Raw genomic sequence first — 23,293 nt, forward strand, 5'->3', positions numbered from 1 at the left:
ATGTCCCCGCCGCTGCCGCAAAGCCCGTTCTCCGCGGCTGCCCCTTTGGCGGCAGCGCGTCGCTGGTTCCAGATGGGGGACAGGCAGCAGGCTGCACAGCTGTGTCAGCGGCTTTTGGCCGCAAGCCCGGATGAGGGAGAGGCGCTCCATCTGCTGGGGTTGATCGCGCTTGGCGATGGCCATGCCGCATGTGCCGCCAGTCTGTTCGCGCATGCGGCGGCGGTGTGCCCCGGTCATGCCCAGGCGCACGCCAATCGGGCGGCGGCTTTACATCGTCTGGGCCGATCCGGCGATGCGCTCGCCGCCTGCCGCCGTGCCCTGGCGTTGCAGCCTGCCGAGCCGGTGCTGCTCCATAACATGGCGGCACTCCTTCGGGAGTGTGGTCGTGGCGCGATGGCAATCACGGCCTTTCGTCGTTTGGTCCGGCTGGCGCCGCACAACGGCGCCGGCTTCCACGGGCTGCTTGACGCGTTGCGCACTTCCGGAGAGCTGACGGAGGCCGTCGCTGCCGGCCGTGCTCTGGTCGCGCTGCATCCAGCGCTGCCGGCAACCCATGGCAATCTCGGTATTCTGCTGCAATTCCAGGGATGTCCGGATGCTGCCATGCGCTGTTACACCCGGGCGCTGACGCTCGATCCGGAATATGCCGAAGCGCGCAGCAACCTCGGGCTGGCGCAGTTGCTGACCGGCGATTTGGCGCAAGGCTGGAGCAACTATGCGGCACGTTGGCAGGCAGCTGGAAACAGTGCCGCCGCCGCTGCGGACCTGCGGTCCGCCCTGCCCGTCTGGGATGGCGGCCCGCTCGGCGGCAGACGGCTGCTCGCCTGGGGGGAGTTGGGCGTGGGCGACGAAATCCTGCTGGCCGGCATGATCCCCGATCTGGAGGAGCGCGGCATCGCCTGCGTTCTGGAAGCCGCTCCCCGACTGGTGCCCTTGTTCGCCCGATCCTTTCCGCGGGTGGAGGTGGTGCCGCGCCGCGAGCCGCCGCACCCGCCGGCATGGCCGGATGACCTGGGGGCTCAATGCGCGCTCGGCAATCTTGGCCGCTGGCTGCGCCCGGACTTCGGGGCTTTCCCGCGCCGGTCGCATTACCTGAACGCGGACCCGCACCGGACGTCGGCTCTGAGGGCGCGGTACCGCGCGATGGCCGGCGGCAACCGGCTGGTCGGCATCTCCTGGCACTCGGCCAATCCCCTCCACCGCGATTTCAAGAGCGCGCCCCTGATCTTGTGGGCGCCGGTTCTGCGCCTGCCCGGCATCACCTTCGTCGATCTGCAGTATGGTGACCGCTCGGCCGAGCTGGAGGCGGTGCGGCGCGACCAGGGCGTGCCGATCATCCATGACGACAGCATCGACCCGTTGAGCGATTTGGACGGCTTTGCCGCGCAGGTCGCTGCCCTCGACCTGGTGATCTCGATCAGCAACACCACGGTCCATGTCGCCGGCGCGCTCGGGGTGCCGGTCTGGACCCTGCTGGCGCGGCAGACGGGTTTCTTGTGGTGCTGGTTCACCGGGCGCGAGGACAGCCCCTGGTACCCGTCGATGCGGCTCTACCGGCAAGGGAGGGTCGGCGACTGGGGGCCTGTCTTCGAGAGGGTGTGTCGGGATCTGCGGGATCGGCCGGCGGCCTTCACCGGCGAGCCGTTGCGCTAGCCTCCTCCAGGATCGTCAGCAGGGCGTCGCGCTGCCGTGCGACGGTGTGCCGCTCGCGGTGGGTTTCCTGCCCATTGATCGCCAGGCGTCGGCGCAAAGCCGGGTCATCGCGCAGCCGCGCCAGATTGGCCGCGAGTGCCGTAGCATCGCCCACCGGAGACAGCAGCCCGTTCCAATCGTGGCGGATGGTGCCGGGGATGGCGCCGAAGCTGCTGGCAGCGACCGGCAGGCCGCTCTGCAAGGCTTCCAGGATCGCCAGATTGACCAGATCGTCGCGCGTCGGGCAGGACAGCGCATCGCAATGCTGGAGATAGGCTGCGACCTGTGTCTCGGGCTTGGGGCCGGCGAAGCGAATGCGGGCGGCTTCCTCGGCCGTCAGCTCGGGCATGAAGTTGGGGTGGCGCGGCCCGACATAGACGAGATGCACCCGAGGGTCGGCCAGCCGGCGCACCGCCTCCAACGTCACGTCGGCACCCTTGCGGCGCTCGACCCCGCCCAGCTGCAGGATAGTGAAGCACCCGGGCGGCAGGTCAGCGGGCCGCAGTTGCGGCGTGAGGTCGACGTTCACACCATTGTCCACCACCACCCAATTCTCGTGCGCCAGCCACTCGGAATAGATATCGGTGGCCTGCCAGCGGGTTGGGAAGACGATGCGGGTCGCCGCGGTGAAGGCAGCAGGGAGATCGGGGCCGCGGCGGACCATGTCGGCGCCGAACCGCGGCTCATGGATCCACCAGACCACCGGGCACTGGTCGGCACAGCGGCGAACCAGGGACCCGGTCAGGATTGAGTTGCACAGCACCACGTCATAGGCCTTGGGGGCAGCGTTCAGGATCACCGGAATGCCGACCGTGCCATACGCGTCCTTCAGTGCCGGCGGGCCCAATCTGCCCCACAACACCTCGACCTCGTGCGGCTGTGCCAAACCTCCCGTGACCACCTCCCGCAAGAAGCGATACAGGGCAAGCGAGGAGCCCGAATAATCGAGATTGCCCGAAACAGCCAATATTCTCATCGCTCGTGCCCTCGGCGTCGCTTCCGGCGGTGACGGTCACGCCGGTGGCATAGACGGGAAAGAAGCGTTGGCACCGGTTTAGGCCGGGCGGGCGGCCCCGGCAAGGCGACCTTCCGGTAGGCCGCCGCTCGGTGGCCTTGTCAGGATGCCAGCCGTGCTTCGACGAGCGCGCATTTGACCAGCCAGCCGACGGTGCGGCCGACCCGTTCCCGCCGTTCCGGCGGAACAAGGGCATAGAGCTCCTCAAGCCGCCGTTCGGCCGTGCCGAGATGCTGCAGGAGCCGACGGATCTCCTCCACCGGCAGCAGGGTGCCGATGGCGAAGCTGTTCATCGCGGAGGCCAGGATGCCATCCAGCACCGCCAACGGGGCTTCATGTGGGCAGGACAGCCGCGTCTCCAGCCCCATCTGCCGGGTGGCGAAGGCTTGGAACATGACGAAGGGATCGGGACGCAGCGGAATGGCCGGGGCATCCGGGTGGCGGGGTGCCACCTCCGGTGCCGAGGCCCGCAACTGGGCCAACTCCTCCCACAGCCGTTCATAGGCGGCGATCACCACCGACCAGTCGAACAGGCTGCGCGCGCGCCGCCGACCGGCCTCGCCCATCCGGTGGCGCAAGCCGGCATCCTCGACCAGACGAAGCAGCGCGTCGCCGGCTGCATCGCTGTCCACGGCCGTCGCTTGGCTCACCGCGCCGATGTAGCGGTCGAAGCTGTCGATCTCCAGGAGGTGGCGGAGCGCGAGCTCCTGCCCGCCTCCCACCGGCGGGATCTGCGTCGGGATACGGAAGCCGACCTCGGTGTCGGTGATGGTGTCACGGTAGCCGTCCCAATCGGAGACCAGGACGGGCAGTCCGGCGGCCATCGCTTCGATGGGGGTCAGACCGAAGGTCTCCTGGATGTTGTCCGACAGCGACATGAAGATGTCGGCGGCGAACCACGGCGACAAGGCGTGGGCCGGGTCGGACCCGTCCAACAGGATGGTGTTGACCGACGGGCAATAGCGCTGGGCTCCCTCGCGGAATTCCTGCTCGATCTCCGGGTTGCTGGCGGCGCCGGTCAGGATCAGGTGGATGCGCCGCTTGCTGCGCCGCTGGGCGCGCTCACAGGCGAGGAACATGGCCAAGGGGTGCGCCTTGGCATGGAAGGAGAGCCGGCCGAAGAACAGGACCGCCACGTCGTCGGTCCCAATGCCATGGGCCTGCCGCAGCCGGGTGCCGAGCGCACGATGCTCCGGCGTATCGGCGAACCGGTCGCAGTCGACCCCGAGCGGAATGACCGGAAGCTGGATCGGGTTGAGGGCTGGGGCACCGAAGCGGCTTTGCAGATAGTCGCCCCAGCCCTCCAGCGCCGAGGCGATGGCGGCGCGTGCCGGACGGGAGGTGACGATCAACGCATCCCAGGGCTGGACGGGGGCGATCATGTAGTCGCCGAACGCATCCATGACCCGGTTGGAGCAGATGGTGTGGGTCACCCCGCACAGGCTGTAGGCACGCTGGTCATGCACGCGCCGCTGCCACGCCGCGTCGCCGAGCGACGGGCCCGGCAGGAACAGGCAGCCGGCTGCGGCGAGCTTGGCCGGTTCGCTGGAGGGAAGCCAGACCACCGGCCGGGGACGCCCTGCCGCCTGCTCCACCAGGCGGGCGAACTCGACCGCCGAGCGGCGGTCGGCGGTGGCGCACTGCAGGGCAGGAGCCTGATGATGCCGGGCGAGCGCCGACAGGAAGCCGGCTCCGGCGGCGTGTCGGCCCTTCAGGTCGGAGCGTCCGATCGAGTAGGCGTCCGGATGATAATAGATGGCAGCGGTGGCGGGCGTGGCTGGCGGCATGGCTGGCGCTTGTCTTCGTGCTCGTGGATGGGTGTCGGCCCCTGCGGGCACGGGTCAGGGCCGCAGCTCTGGAACCCGCTCGTAAAGGCCGGCGTCCAGCTCCTCCTTGCGGGCCAGGAGGGAGCGGTACCAGGCCAGCCGCTTGCGGAAATGCTGGGCCATCAGGCGGTGATCGCGGACGTAACGATAGGCGGCCTCGATCATGCCGGTGCGCCAGGCGATGTCCTCGATCAGCCGGCCCAATCGGTCGGCGAACTCCTCGGGCGAGCGGAACAGCACGCCGGTTTCGCCATCACGGATGGCGTCCCCGTAGACCACCGGACTGGCCAGGGCGGCGACGCCATGGGCGGCGCACTCGATGTATTTGAGGTCGGATTTGCTGCGGTTGAACAAAGTGTCGTCGAGCGGCAGCAGACCGATGTCGCACCGCTGCAAGGCCTGAATATAGCCCTCATAGCCGCAGGTCGGCATGAAGGCCTTGTCCGCCGTGTCGAGCGCGTCGAAGAAAGCCCGGTCGTGGACCACCTGCACCCCGACCCGCCTGCGGTTGGCGGCCAGCAGGCGATTGAGTCCTGGCATCAGGTGCTTCCAGTCATCGCCGCGGTTGAATGCGCCGAAAAACAGGACGACTCGGCCGTCGCGGCGCATTGGCTTCAGGAGCGGCTTCGGAGGCGGCAACGTGGCGACCTGATTGGGGAACACGGCCACCTCGGGGTTATGGGCGCGCAGTTCTCCGGCCAGGAAATCGGTCGAGGTCTGGACTGCATGGACGCCGCGGAATGTCAGGTAGCCCTGCTCGCCGATGGCGGGCCAATGGTCCGGATGGTCATCGAACTCCGACACCAGGAGGTAGCCGGCCCGCAGGAGCTGGCGCAGATTGGCGATGTCCTGCCGCCCGGCGATGCGCCGCTGCAGGACCGCGATCCGTTCCTCTCCCGGCAGGAAGTTGGCGAGGCCGAGGCTGTTGACCCCGGCCTGGGTCCGCACCCCCGGCACGGTGGCGAGAAAGCCGTTGGGCAGATCGATGCGGGTGTCATTGCAGGCGCCGACGGGGCGCAGCGTCATGGCCGCGACCAGCAGCCGGCGAAGGGCCGCCTGCCGCATCACCCGCAGGATCACGACGGAGCGGGGCGCCTGTTCGTCCGGCTGACCGGTGGCTTGGCCGGCAACCCGGGTGGCGAGGTCGACGGTCAGGCCGCTGCCCTCCAGGGGGCCGCTGGTCAGCAGCCTCTGCAGCAGACCGACCAGCCCCTGGTCTCCCGACGCCGCAAGCCGCTCCTGGCACCAGCCGTCCGGCAGGACCAGCAGCACGGTGCCCGCCGGCCGCAAACAGGGGAGCAGGGCCGCCAGCATCGCGAATGGCGAACGCACCGTCACAAAGACGTCGTGCAGCACCAGCGCATCGAAGCCGGCGGCCGCTCCCAGCACCTCCGCCGGGTCGGGAGGGTCCGCCGCCGGCGGCTTTTCCAGGATGACGAAGGTCGTCGCCGGGTTGCGCAAGGCCATCTGGCGGCGCAGCGCCCCGTCGGCCCCGCAGACTTCCAGCACGCGGGCCGCATCGGCTGGCAGAAGATCGAGCAGCTTTGCGGCGACGGCTTGCGTCATCGCCGGCCCAACATGGAATGAATGAGGGCCATCTGCTGCTTCAGGCACTGAGCGAGGTCGTATTTGCGCAGGACCGTCCGCCGGCCGGCTTGCGCCAGTTCGGCGAAGTCACCGCGGTTCTTCAGCACCGATACCACCTGGTCGGCCACCTGGTCGGGCGAGAAGAAGTCGACCAGCAGGCCGTTCGTGCCATGGCTGATGACCTCCTCCACCGGCTTGGTGCGGGAGCCGATGACCAGGGCGCCGAGCGCCATCGCCTCCAGCATCGACCAGGACAGCACGAAGGGGTAGGTCAGATAGATGTGCGCGGAGGTGACCTGCAGCATCCGGGTGAAGCGGTCATAGGGAAGATAACCGAGGAAAACGACGCGCGAAGGGTCGACCGGCACCTCGGCCAGCATCTTTTCCCGCCAGTTGGCGGCGTCGCGGGCGGCGGCGCCGTAGCTGATGCCGTCACCGCCGACGATCAGGATCTTGGCATTTGGGCGCTGCTCGCAGATGCGGGGGATTGCCCGCATGAAGGTGGGGAAGCCGCGGTAGGGCTCCAGGTTGCGGGCGACATAGGTCACGACCTCGTCCTGCCGGGTCAGGGCCGTGCCATCGGGCAACTCGAAGGTGGCGTTCAGGTCGGGCTGCAGGGCGGCGGTGTCGACGCCCTCGTGGATGACCTCGATCTTCTTGTGGAAGATGCGGGGATGGACGCTGCGCTGCCACTGGGTCGGGGTCAGGCCGCGGTCGCAGGATTCCAGCGACAGCAGCAGGTGGCTGTTGCGGATGCGCGAGCGCAGCAGCGAGTCCAACTCCGGCGGATGTGCCGGATCGAAGTCGAGGTCCTGGCCGCGCGGCTGGTAGTAGAATTCGCAATGGTTCAGCAGCGGAGTGTCGGGGAAGACGTCCTTGACGAACAGCGCCTCGCCCCATCCCGGATGGGTGATGATGATGTCGGGGATGAAGCGTTCGCGGCGCATCTGCATCAGCACGCGCACCACCGCTTGGCCGTACAGGATGGCCTCTTCGGAGCGGTAGAGATAGTGGTGGATCGTCTTGCTCGGCTCCCGCGCCACCTCGTAGGAGATGCGCTTGACCCCCGGCAGGTCGCGGTCTTTGCGCTTGGTGATGAACACCACCTGGTTGTCGGGATTCTGGGCAAGGCGGGTCGCCAGATGCTTGTACTGGCCTGGCATGTTCTGGTGGATGAAGACGATTTTCATGGCTGGCCGGGAAAGACGGTCATCGGGAGTAACGGCCGGGATGGGCCGTCGCGACGGAGCGGATGCGGGAAAGATGGCTGGCGAGCGAGCGGATCACCCCGCCCCACTCGCCGGGCGCGGCCTGCCGGAACAAGGTGGCCGCAGGATACCATGGGCTGTCGGCGCGCTCCAGAAGCCACCGCCAGTCCGGAGAATAGGGAAGCAGGATGTCGACCGGGACATGCAGGGCGCCGGCCAGATGCGCCACCGAGGTGTCGACCGTCACCACCCGGTCCATCCGCTGCAGGATCGCCGCCGTGTCGGCGAAATCGCCGATCTCCGGGCCAAGGTCGACGATATGGCCGGTGGGCAATTGCGCACCGGCCACCGCCTCGGCCAACTGCCCGGCCCGCGCGCCTTTTTGGACGCTGTAGAAGGTCACGCCGGGCAGGCCGAGCAGTTCGGCCAATGCCGCCGCATCCAGCGAGCGTTGCTGGTCGTTGCGGTGGGACGGGTCGCCGCCCCAGACCAGGGCGACGGCAAGCGTGCCGGGCCGCGGCGGCGGTACCGTGCGTCCGTTTGCCGCCAGCAAATAGGGGGGCGCACCGGGGATGGCGTCAAGGGTGGTGGCGAACAGCCTGGGCAGGCTGAGCAGCGGCGCCTGCACGTCGAAGTCGGGCAATGCTTCGCCGGCAGCGACGACGGTCACGCCGGGGAAGCTGTCTGCCAGCAGGCGGCGCAGCGGCGGCTGGCATTCCAGAACCAGCGCCTTCACCCGCGCGGCGACCAAGGGCAGGTAGCGGACGAACTGCAGGGTATCGCCGAGCCCCTGCTCGGCATGCAGCAGCAGGGTCCGGTCCGCCAGCGGCTGCCCCGACCACAGGGGCTGGGCGAAGCCGCGCGGCGGACTGTCGGCCAAGCGCCACCGCCATTCATACTCCTCCCATCCCTCCTGCAACCGGCCCGACAGCAGAAGCGCCAAGGCGCGGTTCCAGTGGGCCGAGGCGTTGTCCGGGAAGGCCGCCAAGGCACGTTCGTAGCAGGCGAGCGCCTGCGGCAGCTGGTTGAGCCGCTGATGAGCCATGCCGCGGTTGACGTCGGACTCGGGAAACGGCCCGCCGGGTGCCTGATCCGCGATGGCATAGGCGCGCAAGGTCTCGACGTGCCGCTGCTGGCGCAGCCGCAGCTTGCCGAGATTAGCCCAGTATTTCCCGCGTGCGGGCTGGAGCGCCAGGGCGGATTGGTAGGCGGCCTCGGCGTCCTGGAGCCGTGCCGCCGACACCAGCAGATTGCCGAGGTTGAAGCGGGTTTCGGCCTGATCCGGGGCCAGCCGCAGCGCGTGGCAGTAGCTGCGCTCCGCCGGCTCCGATCGGCCACCACCCTGCTGGGCGGTGCCGAGGTTGGTGTAGAAGCGGGCGACCTGAGGAGCCAGGGCGACGGCGCGGGCGATCCTGGCTGCTGCCTCATCCAGGTGTTTGCTTGCCAAGGCGGCGACGCCGTGCAGGTGATGGCCGTCGGCGTCCTGGGGCTGTCGGCTCAACAGGGTGCGGCACAGGGCCTCGGCCTCGCCCGCCCGCCCGGCCTGGAGCAAGGCCAGGGCATGCTCCAAGGTCTGTTGCGTCTCGGTGGCCGGCGGAACGGGCGGCTGAGCGGGCGATGCCACGCTCACCCGTTGTCCTTGGCTTGCTGTTGGCACCAGCGGGTCCACATGTCGCGATAGGCTGCCTCCAGCGCTCTGGCGAAGCCGGCGCCGTCGCACAGGGGCGAGTTGGCCATCCGCGCGCGCAGGTTTGCCCGGAGGTGCGCCAGCCGGTCGAAATCGCCGGCCAGTCGGGCGGCGATGGCACCGAATTCGTCGGGCGTGGTCGCGACCAGATCGCCCATCCCGACCGCATTCAGAACGCTGGTGCCGTAGCGGGCGCTGGTCCGCTCCCCCGCCATCGTGATCACCGGAACCCCCATCCACAGGGCTTCGCAGGTGGTGGTCATGCCGCCATAGGGGAAGCTGTCCAGGGCGATGTCGACTTGGCCGTATTGCTGGAGGTGGTCGTGCTGGCGCTCGTTGCCGTTGACCAGATCAATCCGCGACAGGTCGGCGCCGGCACGCCGGAAGCGGTCCAGGACAGCCTCGCGGGCCTCATCGCTGGAGATATAGCGTGACTTCAGCAGCAGCCTTGCGGTCGGCACCTGGGCCAGGGCCGAACTCCACAGCCGGGCCGCCGTGTCGGAGATCTTGGCGAAGGTGTTGAAGGAGCCGAAGGTGATGTGGCCGTTGCGCAGGGCCGGCAGCGGCGAAGGCTCCGGGGCTGCCGGCGGATGGAAGCAGTGCGAAACCCGTGGCAAATTGTAGATCTGTTCGGAGAACAGTTCCGGCGTGCCTTCCGGTGTCAGCCAAGGATCGGAAAGCCGATAGTCGATGGCTGACAGCCCGGTGGTGCCCGGATAGCCCAGCCAAGTCACCTGGACCGGTGCCGGTTTGCAGGCGAAGGTAAGCAGACTATTGCGGGCGGTATGCCCTGCCAGGTCGATCAGGATGTCGACGCGGTCCTCATGGATTTGTCGGGCGCATGCCGTCTCGGAAAGGGTGCTGACGTTATGCCAGACGTCGACGTTGCGCTTCAGCAGTGCGGTAACCCCGTCTTCCTGCTCCAAGTTGGCGTAGACGAACACCTCCACGGCCGCGTGGTCGTGCTGTGCGAGGAGATCGAGCATGAACCAGGCGCAGGAATGCCCTTTCAGGTCGGGAGAGACATAGCCGATGCGCAGGCGGCGGTTCGGATCGGGAGTGTTGCGGTGCTTGGGCCAGGACCGCCGCAACGGTTCCGCATGCCGCATGCTCCACGCGAGATGACGCTCATAGAGGGCCTTTGGCGAGATGTCGTCGAGATACTGGCTATAGAACACATAATTACTATGGCAAGGATGATTGCCCGGATCGCTATCGATCACCGCCTTAAAGGATGCAACAGCCTCGTGGCTTTTGCCGAGCGAGGCCAGGGCAAGGCCATAATTGACATGAATGGCGAAATACTTTGGCTCGGTGCGCAGCAGCTCCCGAGCGGTCCTCGCTGCTGCCCCCGGATTTGAATGTTTGTTAAAAACAGCCGTAAGATTCAGATAGGCGCTGAATTTCTTTTTATCTTTCTGAATGGCTGTCTTATAGGCGGGAATTGCCGCAGATGCGCCTTTCGCATCGTAAAGACACATGCCGAGGACATGCCATGCATCGGCATTGTGTGGTTCGATATTCAGGAACTCGCGCAGCAATGCGATCGCTTGGTGATGCTCTTTCAGGTGATGGAGGCTAAGCGCATAGGGCAGCCAATCCTTCTGTGCGAACGAGCCCTTGCTATGCAATTGGCTGAAAAGCGCCTTCGCCTTTTTCCAGTCCTTGCGTGCCACCTGGGCATGGGCAAGGTTGCGGATGGTTTCCGGCCGGCCCGGCGACAAGGTGAGCACCTGCTCGAAATAGCGGCAAGCCTGCTCATGATTCTGGACTGCTTGGTGGGCGAGACCAAGGGCATTGAGGACCGAGATATCTTTTGGCGCCAGGGAAGCGGCCAATTGCAGCAGCGGGATCGATGCGTGTGCCGCATTCGTCAATGTGCCGATCGACCCCAACAGCATCAGGCTGTCAACGACCGCTTGACCGGACTTCAGAGCCTCCCGACAGCATGCCGCGGCGTCCGAGAACCGGCCGGCCTTGAAGTGTGTCTTGGCATGGGCGATGAGATCCATGGGGGGAACTACATCTACGAAAGAATAGGGCACGGTCATCACATGAGGCACCGGTTAGAAACGCCATGCACCATAGGTGCTGAAAAGATGCGGGGCAACGAACAAGAAACGGTGCATTCATGCTTGGATGCGTGAATCTGGGGACGCTTCATCCCTTTCTCCAAAAAAAAGAGGCAGGCTTTCGCCTGCCTCTCTTTGGGTCGGAACCAAATCAGCTGATGATGATGAAATCGCTCGCGCTGATCTGAGACACGCCGTCCAGGGTCGTGATCGCGACGCGACCCGCGGAGCCTTCCAGCGGCGCAGCGTCGAAGTACAGGACGCTCGAGCTGGTGTCGAAGATCAGGTACTGCTGGGCGTTACCAGCAGCAGCGCTACCGACTGCATTATAGTAGCCGTTGCTGATGATCGTGCTCAGCGTGCCCGTGAAGTCAGAAGCAGAACTGCCGAACACGCCGGTCGACAGACCGATCTTGTCGGTACCGCTCTGGAAGCCAAAGACGCGATCAGCACCCGAAGTCGCCGACGTGTTGAACACGAAGACGTCAGCGCCGGCGTCGCCGTAGAGGGTGTCGGAACCAAGGCCGCCAACGAGCGTGTCGTTGCCGGCACCACCATAGATGGTGTCATTGGCAACACCACCAAGGATGCTGTCCGCACCAGCGTTGCCGAACAGCAGGACACCCGCAGTGTTGCCAGCCGCAGTGATGGTGTCGTTGCCGTCGCCGCCGTAGACGGTGTCAGCGCCAATGTTCGCGGTGATGAGGTCGTTGCCCAGATCGCCGAAGAGCAGATCGGCGCCCGCGGAACCATTCAAGGTGTCGTTGCCGGCACCGCCATAGATGGTGTCGCTGTTATCGCCACCGAAGATGGTGTCCGCGCCAGCGTTGCCGAACAGCAGAACACCCGCGGTGTTGCCGGCCGCATCAATGGTGTCGTTGCCTTCACCGCCGTAGACGGTGTCGGCGCCAAGGTTCGCAACGATGCTGTCGGCGCCCAGATCACCGGAGAGCAGATCGCTGCCGGCGCTGCCATAGATGGTGTCGTTGCCGGCACCGCCATAGATGGTGTCGCTGGCAGAGCCACCGGAGATAATGTCGTTACCAGCGTTGCCGAACAGCAGGACGCCAGTGGTGTTGGCGTTGGCTTGAATGCTATCGTTGCCGTCGCCGCCATAGATGGTGTCGGCGCCAAACGACGCGCTGATGAGGTCGTTGCCCAGGTCGCCAAAGACCAGGTCGTTACCAACGCCACCCTCGATGAGGTCGTTGCCGGCACCGCCATAGATGGTGTCGTTGGCAGAGCCACCGATGAGGCTGTCTTCGCCGGCATTGCCGAACACCAGGACGCCCGTGCTGTTGGTGGCAGCGGTAATGGTGTCGTTGCCGGCACCGCCGTAGATGGTGTCGGCGCCAAGGGCCGAGACAACGCTGTCGTCGCCAGCGTCACCGAAGATCAGATCGCGGCCGACGCCACCATCGAGGGTGTCGTTGCTGCTGCCGCCATAAATGGTGTCGTTGCCGGAACCGCCGGTGATGGTGTCGCGACCGGCGTTGCCGAACAGCAGGGTGCCGGCGGTATTGGTGCCGCCGGAAATGCTGTCGGAGTCAGCGCCGCCATAAATGGTGTCCGCGCCGTTGGCGTTGATGATGTCGCCACCACCGAGACCCAGGACCACATCGGCATCGGAGGCCGACGTGTAAGTGTCTTCGTTCTCGGTGAGAGTAATAGTTGCCATTTTAGCCCCTCTAACCAATAAACCGGTTCGTTTGGATCCAAGGGGGGCGGTGCCGTTGGCACAGCCCTGGCGAGCCAGGCCGATAGTCCCTTGAACTGTGCATACGCATAAGGGGTGTCGCGAGGAAAGGCAAGCGCATCAGGCAGCGCGCTATCGCTTTATGGAGCGGGGTGGTCGAGAGGCTGAGGATTGTGGCGTATAGGACACAGGTAAAGCAGTGAGAGATTGCTTTCTCATTGGGGTGGCTGCGCCATACATCCATCCCCAGCAGTCGTCTTAATGGTCAACGCATGTCAGAAAACCTAACCGGACATGTGCTAAATTCCATTGATGGCAACGGGACGATCGGGGTATAGCTCAGATCTCCGAGAAATGATGCAATGTTCTAAGTGCCATTTTTAGGAATGACTGCCGTAAAGCTCTGAATTGTTCTTAGCTGCATTCTACGCGAATAACTGAATGAATGTGTCTTCTGAAAACGTGATGCATTTGGACGGCAGCTCGGATGACGCCTATGCCCTTGCACGGCGCCAATACGAATCGGGGAAGCTGTCGCAGGCGGCATGGATCTGCCAGAGACTGCTTAGCTATTTTCCATCCCATGGGCCTGGGATGCAGCTTTTTGGTGCAATAGCTTGTCGCAATGGGCAATTCGATGTGGCGGTGGATTGCTTTCGGCGTGCCCTCGTCATCATGCCGGATGCTTCAGCGGCACGCAGCAACCTTGCCACTACCTTGAAGAATCGGGGGCGGTTGGGTGATGCCGAACAACAATTCCGTGTGCTGTTGGCCAGTCATCCCAATCTTTTGGCCGGGTATTATAACTTTGCCAGCTTGTTACAGCACTGCCATCGATTCGATTCAGCTATTGCCATGTACCGCCGGGCTATTGTTATCGACACGCATTGTGTGGATGCGCACTGGAATTTGGCGTTGAACTTGTTGCGCATCGGCCAATTCGCCGAAGGGTGGGCGGAGTATGAGTGGCGATGGCAGCGGCCGGGCACTCCTGTGGAACATCGCGGTGTTTCGGCCTGGACCGGTGAGGCGCTGGATGGGAAAACGCTCTTGCTGACCTGCGAGCAAGGGTTGGGTGATACCCTGCAATTTCTCCGCTATGTGCGCGTATTTGATGATCGATTGAGAAGTGGAACAGTCATTTTGCGCTGCCAAGCTGAATTGGTATCGCTTCTTGACGGATATCCCGGCATAAGTCAGGTAATGGCGACGTGCGAACCGCCTCCACCATGTGACGTTCAGGCTTCGCTGATGAGCTTGCCCGGGCTATGGGGCACCACCACTTCCTCAATTCCCTGTGAGGTTCCCTATCTCCACGTGCCATCACGTCGCGTGGCAATGCCGAAGCGAAGTATGCGTGTGGGTTTGGTGTGGGGAAGCTCGCCCACCGATCCGTCGCGGAGTTGCCCGCTGTCAGCTCTGACCTGGATGGGAGCCATCCGTGACCTGAAGGTCTTCAGCCTGCAGAAGGGGCCGCATCAGGGACAGCTGAGCAGTATTGCGGACGCTGGCTTCATCACCGATCTATCGCATAAGATCAACGATATGGCGGATACCGCCGCCCTGTTGCAGGATCTTGACCTGGTGGTGACGGTCGATACCTCGGTGGCGCATCTTGCTGGAGCGCTGGGGCGGCCGGTCTGGATTTTGCTGCCACATCTGGCCGATTGGCGATGGTTGCTCGACCGTGACGACAGCCCGTGGTACCCGACAGCTCGCCTGTTTCGCCAAGCGTCTCCCGGTGATTGGGAGGGGGTGATGCGGCGGTTAGAGGAAGCATTGGTCCAGCACATGCAGGCGTGGAGACAAAGGGTATGACACCACAAGCCTCCAACCAGGGGCACTCAGTGGCCGCCCTATTGCGCCGCGCGGTTCTTGCCCAGCAGCATCAGCGTATGGACGAAGCGGCTCAAGCCCTACATGCCGCTCGGGCAGCCTTTCCCCATGATGGCGATGTGCATTTTGCCATCGCCAATTTCTTGGTCGCCCGTAAGCAGCCAGCGGCTGCCATCGCTCAGCTCCGCCGCACCATTGCGGTCGAGCCGGGATTTGCGCGGGCCTACCACAATCTCGCCATCTTGCTGAAGAAACAGGGACAACTTCCGTCAACGTCAGTGATGTTGGCGCGGGCGGTACGACTCGATCCTACTCTGGGTGGCAGTCTGATCACATTGGGCGATGTTCGGCTAACGCTGGGGGATCGGATTGGGGCGCAACGCGTCCTGGAACGTGCGGCCCTTCTTCAACCGGGTGAGGCACGAATCTGGCTGCTGCTCGGCTATCTGGCCAAAGGGCAAGATGAACCTGAGCGCGCAACTGTGGGGTTCGGGCGGGCATCGGTGCTGACGCCGTCCAACAGCGTGGCGCGGCTGGGGCTGTGCATGTCCCGATTGCCCATTCTCTATGACCGGGCAGAGGATATCGAACAAGCCCGGCGGCACTATGCTTCCGATCTGGAGGCGTTGGTCTCCTCGGTACAGTTGGACGACCCAGCAGCGGTTGCTGCGGCTGCGGAGGCGATTGGCAGCTTTCAGCCCTATTACCTTGCCTATCAGGAACGTTGTGACCGCTCGCTCCAGGAGATTTACGGCCGCTTTGTCGCCGGAGTGATGGCAGCGCGTTACCCGCATTGGGCCACGCGCCCCTCCATGTCGCCGCGGCTGCCGGGCCAACCACTGCGGGTCGGCATCGTCTCGGGCTTCTTCCGCTGGCACACCATCTGGAAGCTGATGATCCGCGGCTGGATGGGCGGGCTGGACCCGGCGCTCATCCAGCTTCACGGCTATTACACCGGAAATGTCCGTGATGCGTGCACTGACCAAGCGCGCGCGCGCTTTTACCGCTTTTCCGAAGGCTTGCCGTTCGAGGAAATGGCCGCCACCATTCGCGCCGAAGATTTGCATGTCTTGATTTATCCGGAAATCGGCATGGATCCGATGACGGCCAAACTGGCGGCACTGCGTTTAGCGCCGATCCAATGCGTCTCTTGGGGGCATCCGGACACCACTGGCTTGCCAACCATCGACTGCGTGTTAAGCAGTGACCTGATGGAGCCGGAGGGTGCTGAGAGCCATTACAGTGAAAGGTTGATCCGTTTGCCTGGTCTCGGCATCGCATACGAGCCATTGATGGTTGAAGCCGAGCCGATCGACTTCACCAAATTCGGGGTGCGCTCGTCGGCTACCGTTTATCTCTGCTGTCAATACGTCTCGAAATACCTGCCTCAGCATGATGAGCTGCTTGCCTACATCGCCCGAGCGGTTCCTAATAGTCAATTTCTTTTTATCAATCCACGTGCTGACGGCGTAACTGATCGACTACGGCGGCGACTGAAAAATGTTTTCAATGATCACGGCTTAGATGCTGAACATCACATAGTATTTTTGCCCTATCTCACTCCCGGTCAATACACAGCACTGAACCGGCGGGCTAACGTGTATCTTGACAGTGTCGGGTGGTCAGGCGGTAACACAACACTGGAAGCAGTATCGGAAGGGCTGCCGGTGGTCACTCTGCCTGGCCAATTGATGCGCGGTCAGCACAGCAGTGCAATTCTAAGGCAGATTGGTGTCACAGAAACCATAGCCAATGATCGAGATCACTATGTAGCTATTGCTGTTCATCTAGGTACTAACCGAGGGTGGCGTGATGCAATAGCGAGACGGACCCGGCTTGGCTGTCAGCGTATCTATGAAGATATGCGTCCTCTTCGTGCATTAGAGAACTTATTGGAAAGATTTTAGAGAAACCTTGGGTCTGTAGAAGTTATGATATTCTTCTTCTGCGGTATCATTGGTGTGATCAGATGACCTTTTTGCCTGCCATAGATAGTTTTCCAGATTTTCAATATTAACTGTTCTCTCTTGTCTCTACCTGAAGTAACGCAGAATTTTCTATTTGAAACTCATTATAATAATAAAAATAATTTCACTATATCATTTATTCACGCCATGGCTCATAAGAGATGATACCTTGCGCTACAGAATCTGCCCGAGCAAACAATACAGCACGTGTATTTAGCAATGCGGCTAGGCGTGCAAAATTTCCGTCGCTTACCCCAACTACATCAGCGTTGGCAAGAATATAGAAGTCTTGCATGAAAGCGATATCTTTCCACGGCTGTGCGATATCAGACAAGCAAATCGGCTTGAATTCTAAAAATAGCGGTCGCACTTTTTCCAGTTCATCACTGCAGAGATAAAGAACCGGGCGCTCCAGCCCGTGCCACAATTCCCGAATCCAACTGACATACCACTCCATCGGAGGTGGTTTACGGAGTGCGGTCATGTCACCTCTCCTTAGATGAAGGGCGATGACGGTACGTCCATTTTCACGCAGCTTGTTCATCAAAGGTGCAAGGCGTTTACGCCAAACCGGCCGGAAGCGAAGTCGTTCCTGAACCGTTGCTCGAAATCGTTTGTCGAAACATTCAAGAGGGTCAGGCGAAAAGAAATCCACACCTGTCTGTACTACTTGGCTGCGGCCAAAAAGAAAATCATTCATCTGCTTATTGCCGTCCCGGATGATCGGCATCCGCCGCGCCAGCGGATCGTCAAGTTCAAAAATCAGGTGTCCTATCCAGTTCGGAGTCTCCAGTGAAAGCCCAGCTTCCTGTGCATAGACCCAGGTTAGGATATATTCATTTACCTGATGCGCGAAGCGGCCAAAATGGCCAATCGAGGACAACGCAATTGAACGTTCCAGAGGTGCGTGGGGCTGTCGAGCCGAGCCGATATCTTCACCACCTTCCTCACGCAAGCGCATCATACAAAGTGTTGAATAGGTCCGGCTGCGGGCTGGGTTCTCGGCCAATATACGACGGCAGAGTTCAACCCCAACCTTGCGCTGCCCAGCGGCAATCTCCAATTCGGCCAAACTCTCCCACAGTGCGAAGGAGCCTCCGGGCTGAGAAAGGCGATTGCGGATATAGGTAATTCCCTGCGATGCCAAGCCATGTGCGAGAAGCAATCGGGTTAGAATGGCTCCTGCTTCCTCGGCATAAATACCGCCACGCCCGTTGAAGAGCCTCTGCAGGACATGCAAGGCTTCCTGATCCAAACCCTTTTCATAGAGGAGGACAGCATAGACGCTCAGTGCATTCGCATCCTGTGGTCGTTGGGAGAGCAATGCCCGGATCCGCTGGAAAGCCTCATCGGATTGGCCAGTGAGAAAGAGAATGTAGGCCAGCAGCCACTCGACTTCAGCAGCGGGAGAGATGGCGCGCGCATAGCGCAGAGGAGTGAGCGCCTCACGGAAGGCAAATTGCGACATACGTTGGAACCACAGGGCGCCCATACGGAAATAAGCATTCGGTATGTCCGGCTGAAGCGCCACGGCATGGTGTAGAGCCCGCTCTGCTGCTGTCGAAAAACCAGCCTTTTCGAGAATGGTTGCAAATGTTAGCCAATCATCTACCGCGTCCTTCACTTGGTCTGGGTTCCGCACCAAGTGAACAGCTTCCTTTGCCCACCCCTTGGAAACAAGCGCCTCCATAAGCCGGTGGCGATCACCGGGAGGCAGCGTGCCTACAGGAAGGCACCGCACAGTTCCACGAACGTCCAACTCTGGGTCATTTTCGATTAATCGGATTGCTTCGGAAACATCCATCGGATCTTTCTCACCTTCACCGCACATCAATTCCACTCCTACGTGTCCACTCACGTTTCTGCACGGCTGGTCTAATGGTGGTGCCGTTCCGTTAGGGCGAGCAGTCGCAGAAGAGATTGAGGATCGACGAGGTAGTTGTTGCCTACTCCTACGCTGGTGCCAGTCAGAGAGCCATAAGGAATGCCACGTGTTTTAGCTGCAGCAAAATACACGTTGTTGATTTGGTTAGGTGAATGTAGCTCAATTATTGAACTCTTTTTCGGCATGAAAAGCAGGTGGGCCCCTGCAGCTCCATGAGGAAGGATTACCTTTTCGGCCTGTTGGAAGGCCTGTATTTGCTCAAGCGGAGAGCAGCGACTCATGATCAAGCGCTCAAAGCCCAGTGGCAGCAAAGCCTCTGCTACTTCATCCTCGTTCACAACCTGTCGTCCGTTTCTGGCATCCTGTCGCGAGATGAACAAACGCCGACGGGTTGAACAAGAGGCATTGGGTAGGCCCGTTGTGATACGATGCTGCAACCACTCCAGAAGAGGGCGGTGAAGGGCAGGCGGGCTTGGAATAGACGCAAAGAACAAATCAGCAGCGAGGACGGAGCGCCCGCCGGTGACGATAACCTCCTGTTCGAAACCCATCCATCTCAGGAAGGCGAGTTGGAGTTCGGTGAGAGGATCCCGCACCAGGAGCGGAAATTGCTGTAGTTCTGGAATAGCTTCAAGGCACACAAGTCGGGGCAGTGTCTCAAAAATCCAATGGTACAGGTTTCTGTCGTCCTGACGAACACTTAGATAAAGACAAGGTCGATCAAGATGCAGCAAACCCCTCTCATCCAAATCGTAAGCTTTCACCCCCATTTGCCAGTTAGGGCCATTCACGCCGACCACACTGCGGTATAGATTATGTGCTTGTGGCCAAGAACGCAGCTGAAAGTCTGCCCAACGGCGATCACCGTAACCCTCTGCTAAAGCAAGATTATCCCTCACAAGGATCAGCAGCGAGGAATCCTTGACGATCGCTGGTCCGAGATGGGCAAGCACAGAGCCAGAAGCTGCAGCATCCCGGTCCAGTGGTAAGCCTATGTTGGACGAGACGCGAGAAAGGAAGAGTTTCTCTTCTATCTCCCTGGACAGGTACCAATCGGGGCGTGCCGCCGGGGCGCGGCAAGACGCCAGCAGAGGCCACCATGTCCTTGGTAGCTTAAGAAGCTGCTCCGGACTTTCTGCTGGCCGACACCAGTCCCGAACGTCGATAAACTCAAAAGTCCTGAGAGGCATCGATCAGATTCCTCAAGCACACACGGTCTCTGTTGCGCATTCAGGACACCATCATGACGGCTCTCGAAATACGCTTGGGAGATCAAAGTGTCGCTTGGTCAATGAGATGTACCGGCAGAAGATTGCTATAATGGCGCTCCAAATATCCTTCAATGCTGTCATATTCTTGGCATCGGCGAAAATTATCGGCGATCGCTTCACGGCGGCGTCGATAGTCCTCCAGAGACAGTGTTGGAGCGATTCTTTTAAGATCTTCCCAGCTTGAGAATGTAATTATTCCATCAGGATTAAAAAACTCGGATATACGGCGAGCGCCAAGATAGATGGGAATCGTTCCCGTAGCAAAACAGTTAAGAATTTTCTCAGTAAAAAATAGATCGTCCTGATAATTTTCTATAACTATAGAATACATATAGTCTTCCAGAGTCTCGATGATCGGTACCCATCCCGGGGTGCCTCGACCACCGCCGCCAATGAATACGTCAATTCCCTTTGTCTTCTGCAGCGCTCTGGCAATTTCAAAGCGTAATTTATGGAGCGGGCACATCACTTTGGTCGAGGAAACCATCGAGAGCAGTTTATTCTTAGGGTAGAGCCTGATTTCACCAAGACCGTAGCTGCCACCGATCCAGAGGCCGCTTCCCGGGAGGAAATGGCATTTTTCTGGAAACCGATCGAGTAAAGCTCGGTCGTGTGTGAACACGTGCTGGAAGCGGTCGATGACCTCCGGAGCACGCTCGTAGACCTGTGGAATGACTGCTTTTGATTCCCACAGCATTGCGTAGCAATTCTCGCTAGTCGCTTCGAAAATCCGTTCATGGGTATAGAAGGTCGCGACTTTCGGGTTTGCGCAGGAGCGATCCCAAATCCAACCCTTGGGAGCTTTTCCAGCTGTCGCTCCTACATCATGAGCAAAGCTGTTGTCGACGAGATTGAAGACCCGCTTCATGCCGTACCTGGTCCTTCTGCGCTGGGCTAACTCCGGCTTTGCTGGCAATGCACTTATCATAGTTCCGACGGTTTGTGGCAAAGAATTGCTTAAAGTTGTTGATATAAGCCGCCCAACCCCGTCCGGAATGCAGTGAGCGGCAACGACATTGACGCCTTGCAAGAAAACAAGCTAGAAGCATCCGATATCGTAGATGCCGTTCTAGCGAGGGAAGCTTGATGTCTTTCGAAAACCTGCTCGATTCTCTCCGGCTCTCGATTGGCGAACACACCTTCGATCTTGCCTCTGCGCTTCGAACGATGAACCCGGAGCTACGGCAGAAAATAGCACTTCATCTTGCCGGCCATGGTGCCACGGCGGGCTCACCACAGCTCAGCCTCATCTTCCCATCTTATCCACAAGACCCGCAACCGACGGATCGGCTGTACGAGTTGGCTTTGGCCAGCGTGGCGCGAGCTCGCAACATTTCCTTGAACATTTATGACGGGCGCGCAAGTTTCGAACCCAAGTTCTTTGAAATCTGGCCGGGTGAGCATTATCGCTTTCTTGCCGGCATGATTGCGGAGTTGAAGCCTCGCCGGCTAGTCGAAATCGGCACGGGGACGGGTATGGGAGTCCTAGCGATGCTGTCCACCATGGAGCCGGGCGCAACATTGCAGACTTTAGATATCATTCCATGGAAAGATCTACGGGATAGTTGGTTAAGAGAGGATGATTTTACGAATGGTCAGTTGATACAGCATGTTTGCGATGTAAAGTCTCCCGATTTCCTCGACCGATTTTCTGAGGTTTTGGCGCAGGCAGATTTCGTGTTTGTCGATGGTCCCAAAGATGGAGTGACTGAAGATATTCTTCTTAGTTATATTGATCGCATAAAATTTCTCTGTTCTCCGATCTTTTTCTTCGATGACACACGTGTCATCAACATGGCCAAAACTTGGCATGCTATCCGGCGCCCCAAGCTTGATTTGACCGCCTTTGGACATTGGTCCGGAAGTGGGCTCGTGGATTGGTGTGCCTGAAATTTTTCACGCCATAGATGAAATAATAAGATTATCCAAGACTTAACAGCCAGTTTTGGTAGGCGTAGTTGTCCATTCGGACATCATAATGAGGTCTGGAAACAGCGCGATCGGGAAAGATTTTCTTGACCCCATAGCCGACATCATTTGCAAAGTCATATAGATCCTTAAGACTTTTTCGAGCGGGAAGCCATGTAGCGCCATACTCAAGAGTAGCAAATCTTACGCGTTTTTCAGAAAACATCTGCCGAGCTCCCAGGAGAGCATCGATCTCTGCACCTTCAACATCGATTTTCAGGAAATCTATATTCTTAATTCCATGAACATCGCAATAGTAGTCAATTGTTATCGAAGGAACTTTTTCTGTAATTTTCTGCTCTTGCAGCCCAAATCCCTCCTCTAGCCCAGACCTCTTATAAAGAGAATTCCCTTCCGAATTTTCGTCAAAAATATGGAAATCAGCATACCCTACCTGATTGCATACGGCTGCAAAATTGATGGAAATATTTTCCTGTAATCTGGACATTAGAAGTTTTTCGTGGTGTGGCTTGCTTGCTTCAAAGCAGTGGACTTTTAGCGAAGGATTGACCGCTAAAGCAAATTTCGTCCATCCTCCTATGTTGGCTCCAACATCAAAAGCAATTTTTGATGACGGTAGAATCGCTTTTCCAAGGGCATATTCACCGTTGATCTCGGGATTTGAATTGTTGTTCCCATTTTTTATATCCAACATCAACTGGAAGGTTTGAATTGCCCGCCTATCGCCACTATCTAGGATTTTCTGCACTTCACGGAAAATTTCATCTCTGCTCATTTTTGCTCCGATTGATTAAAATGCGAGAAAATCCGAAGTATTTTTATTTATTGCTTTTATATCTCTTTCATCTGCGCTTGCGCAGCCAATAGCAGCCGCAAGCGTAACGTGTTTGCCCTATCTGCTCTGGAGTAGGAGCATTGATCAAGCCCTCCGGCCCTTTTTCAGGAATCAAAACCTGTTCGATAACGTCATACTTCTCACCGAAAAAATTTGGGATGTCGGAAAAGCGATAAATACGGTGTGCGTTAAACTGTATTACAGGGATCGCCCCCACCGGAACGGCGATCAACAAGTCCCCGCCCGGCTTGACCACCCTGGACAACTCGGTCATCGCCTTGATATCCCCGTCATAGTCCAGTGGATCTCCATAACGTCCGAGACCGACGTGCTCTAGAACATGCATGCAGGACGCACTGTTCAGGCTCTCATCATCAAACCGCAGTGCGGTTAGGGTCTCATGGCGCAATTCAAGGCCAGGCAGTTCCAACTCTGGCGGACGGATATCACAGAAAAGGACGTCCACCCATGCAGACACCAATGAAGCAAAATAGAGGGACGAAGAAAAATCCACGTGCTGGCTCGGTGAAATCCGCTTTACCGCTCGGGTTGCCCATGCAGTATGGTAGACATAATGGCGGTCAAACCCTGTAGAAGGAGTATCTTCGTTGAGAATTGGCCACTTATGGTCCCAACTTAAATGAAAGCGCTTCTGGGTGTTCTCTGCCTGCAACGCCAACTCTCTGAACTGATTCTTGAATGACTCTGGCGTCACGCTCCAGATCTCCTGATTATCGCTCCCGTTTCCACTCTTACTTCAAACTCTTCTTCACCTCTCTGAATAGGT

General features: G+C 60.1%; 16 protein-coding genes. 4 read left to right on the plus strand and 12 right to left on the minus strand.

What is annotated here, in order from left to right:
* The gene (locus J2850_RS28765; protein WP_246513727.1) at positions 1-1,653 is read left to right on the plus strand and encodes a tetratricopeptide repeat protein; all 1,653 of its coding nucleotides are present in this window, start codon (positions 1-3) and stop codon (positions 1,651-1,653) included.
* On the opposite strand, the gene J2850_RS28770 is transcribed toward J2850_RS28765, so the two are convergent.
* The 7 genes from J2850_RS28770 to J2850_RS28800 form a co-directional block, all read right to left on the minus strand.
* The gene (locus tag J2850_RS28770; protein WP_209990152.1) at positions 1,631-2,659 is read right to left on the minus strand and encodes a glycosyltransferase family 4 protein; all 1,029 of its coding nucleotides are present in this window, start codon (positions 2,657-2,659) and stop codon (positions 1,631-1,633) included. The two genes, J2850_RS28765 and J2850_RS28770, sit on opposite strands and share 23 nt — an antisense overlap.
* A gap of 149 nt (positions 2,660-2,808) precedes the next feature.
* Positions 2,809-4,494, minus strand: a complete 1,686-nt coding sequence (locus J2850_RS28775) for a glycosyltransferase family 4 protein (protein WP_209990155.1) — start codon at positions 4,492-4,494, stop codon at positions 2,809-2,811.
* A gap of 54 nt (positions 4,495-4,548) precedes the next feature.
* Complete coding sequence (locus J2850_RS28780) at positions 4,549-6,099, minus strand: glycosyltransferase (RefSeq protein WP_209990158.1); 1,551 nt, start codon at positions 6,097-6,099, stop codon at positions 4,549-4,551.
* On the minus strand, positions 6,096-7,310 hold the full coding sequence (locus J2850_RS28785; RefSeq protein ID WP_209990160.1) for a glycosyltransferase family 4 protein: 1,215 nt from the start codon (positions 7,308-7,310) through the stop codon (positions 6,096-6,098). Before J2850_RS28785 ends, J2850_RS28780 begins: the two co-directional genes overlap by 4 nt.
* 19 nt (positions 7,311-7,329) lie before the next feature.
* Positions 7,330-8,952, minus strand: a complete 1,623-nt coding sequence (locus tag J2850_RS28790) for a tetratricopeptide repeat protein (RefSeq protein ID WP_209990163.1) — start codon at positions 8,950-8,952, stop codon at positions 7,330-7,332.
* A 2-nt stretch (positions 8,953-8,954) separates the two neighbouring features.
* Positions 8,955-11,027 carry a tetratricopeptide repeat protein gene (locus J2850_RS28795; protein ID WP_209990166.1) on the minus strand — a complete coding sequence of 691 codons (2,073 nt, stop codon included), beginning with the start codon at positions 11,025-11,027 and terminating at the stop codon, positions 8,955-8,957.
* 211 nt (positions 11,028-11,238) lie between these two features.
* Positions 11,239-12,765 (minus strand): calcium-binding protein, encoded by a 1,527-nt coding sequence (locus tag J2850_RS28800; protein WP_209990170.1) that lies wholly within the window; start codon positions 12,763-12,765, stop codon positions 11,239-11,241.
* 459 nt (positions 12,766-13,224) lie between these two features.
* On the opposite strand from J2850_RS28800, the gene J2850_RS28805 reads away from it, so the two are divergent.
* The gene (locus J2850_RS28805; protein WP_209990173.1) at positions 13,225-14,601 is read left to right on the plus strand and encodes a tetratricopeptide repeat protein; all 1,377 of its coding nucleotides are present in this window, start codon (positions 13,225-13,227) and stop codon (positions 14,599-14,601) included.
* Entirely contained in the window at positions 14,598-16,526 is a 1,929-nt protein-coding gene (locus J2850_RS28810; protein ID WP_209990175.1) for an O-linked N-acetylglucosamine transferase, SPINDLY family protein, read from the plus strand. The genes J2850_RS28805 and J2850_RS28810 overlap by 4 nt, the downstream gene beginning before the upstream one ends.
* A gap of 196 nt (positions 16,527-16,722) precedes the next feature.
* Here the strand turns inward: J2850_RS28810 and J2850_RS28815 are convergent, their stop codons facing one another.
* The 3 genes from J2850_RS28815 to J2850_RS28825 all read right to left on the minus strand — a co-directional run bounded on the left by J2850_RS28815 (position 16,723) and on the right by J2850_RS28825 (position 20,610).
* Complete coding sequence (locus tag J2850_RS28815) at positions 16,723-18,417, minus strand: hypothetical protein (protein WP_209990178.1); 1,695 nt, start codon at positions 18,415-18,417, stop codon at positions 16,723-16,725.
* Positions 18,418-18,461: 44 nt separating this feature from the next.
* Positions 18,462-19,661: a glycosyltransferase family 61 protein gene (locus J2850_RS28820; RefSeq protein ID WP_209990181.1), complete on the minus strand. Its 1,200-nt coding sequence runs from the start codon at positions 19,659-19,661 to the stop codon at positions 18,462-18,464.
* Between the two features lie 82 nt (positions 19,662-19,743).
* Entirely contained in the window at positions 19,744-20,610 is an 867-nt protein-coding gene (locus J2850_RS28825) for a glycosyltransferase family 10 domain-containing protein (RefSeq protein WP_209990183.1), read from the minus strand.
* A 218-nt stretch (positions 20,611-20,828) separates the two neighbouring features.
* On the opposite strand from J2850_RS28825, the gene J2850_RS28830 reads away from it, so the two are divergent.
* Positions 20,829-21,632: an O-methyltransferase gene (locus tag J2850_RS28830; protein WP_209990187.1), complete on the plus strand. Its 804-nt coding sequence runs from the start codon at positions 20,829-20,831 to the stop codon at positions 21,630-21,632.
* A 31-nt stretch (positions 21,633-21,663) separates the two neighbouring features.
* On the opposite strand, the gene J2850_RS28835 is transcribed toward J2850_RS28830, so the two are convergent.
* The gene (locus tag J2850_RS28835; protein WP_209990190.1) at positions 21,664-22,446 is read right to left on the minus strand and encodes an FkbM family methyltransferase; all 783 of its coding nucleotides are present in this window, start codon (positions 22,444-22,446) and stop codon (positions 21,664-21,666) included.
* A 67-nt stretch (positions 22,447-22,513) separates the two neighbouring features.
* Positions 22,514-23,221 carry a DUF268 domain-containing protein gene (locus J2850_RS32275; protein ID WP_209990193.1) on the minus strand — a complete coding sequence of 236 codons (708 nt, stop codon included), beginning with the start codon at positions 23,219-23,221 and terminating at the stop codon, positions 22,514-22,516.
* Between the last annotated feature and the right edge of the window lie 72 nt (positions 23,222-23,293).

This window comes from Azospirillum picis (genome assembly GCF_017876115.1).
Taxonomy (GTDB): domain Bacteria; phylum Pseudomonadota; class Alphaproteobacteria; order Azospirillales; family Azospirillaceae; genus Azospirillum; species Azospirillum picis.

Coding starts and splice junctions, on each gene's coding strand:
- J2850_RS28765 (WP_246513727.1), top strand. CDS start 1: ATGTCCCCGCCGCTGCCGCAAAGCCCGTTCTCCGCGGCTGCCCCTTTG.
- J2850_RS28775 (WP_209990155.1), bottom strand. CDS start 4,494: ATGCCGCCAGCCACGCCCGCCACCGCTGCCATCTATTATCATCCGGAC.
- J2850_RS28780 (WP_209990158.1), bottom strand. CDS start 6,099: ATGACGCAAGCCGTCGCCGCAAAGCTGCTCGATCTTCTGCCAGCCGAT.
- J2850_RS28785 (WP_209990160.1), bottom strand. CDS start 7,310: ATGAAAATCGTCTTCATCCACCAGAACATGCCAGGCCAGTACAAGCAT.
- J2850_RS28795 (WP_209990166.1), bottom strand. CDS start 11,027: ATGGATCTCATCGCCCATGCCAAGACACACTTCAAGGCCGGCCGGTTC.
- J2850_RS28800 (WP_209990170.1), bottom strand. CDS start 12,765: ATGGCAACTATTACTCTCACCGAGAACGAAGACACTTACACGTCGGCC.
- J2850_RS28805 (WP_209990173.1), top strand. CDS start 13,225: ATGAATGTGTCTTCTGAAAACGTGATGCATTTGGACGGCAGCTCGGAT.
- J2850_RS28810 (WP_209990175.1), top strand. CDS start 14,598: ATGACACCACAAGCCTCCAACCAGGGGCACTCAGTGGCCGCCCTATTG.
- J2850_RS28815 (WP_209990178.1), bottom strand. CDS start 18,417: ATGTGCGGTGAAGGTGAGAAAGATCCGATGGATGTTTCCGAAGCAATC.
- J2850_RS28820 (WP_209990181.1), bottom strand. CDS start 19,661: ATGCCTCTCAGGACTTTTGAGTTTATCGACGTTCGGGACTGGTGTCGG.
- J2850_RS28825 (WP_209990183.1), bottom strand. CDS start 20,610: ATGAAGCGGGTCTTCAATCTCGTCGACAACAGCTTTGCTCATGATGTA.
- J2850_RS28830 (WP_209990187.1), top strand. CDS start 20,829: ATGTCTTTCGAAAACCTGCTCGATTCTCTCCGGCTCTCGATTGGCGAA.
- J2850_RS28835 (WP_209990190.1), bottom strand. CDS start 22,446: ATGAGCAGAGATGAAATTTTCCGTGAAGTGCAGAAAATCCTAGATAGT.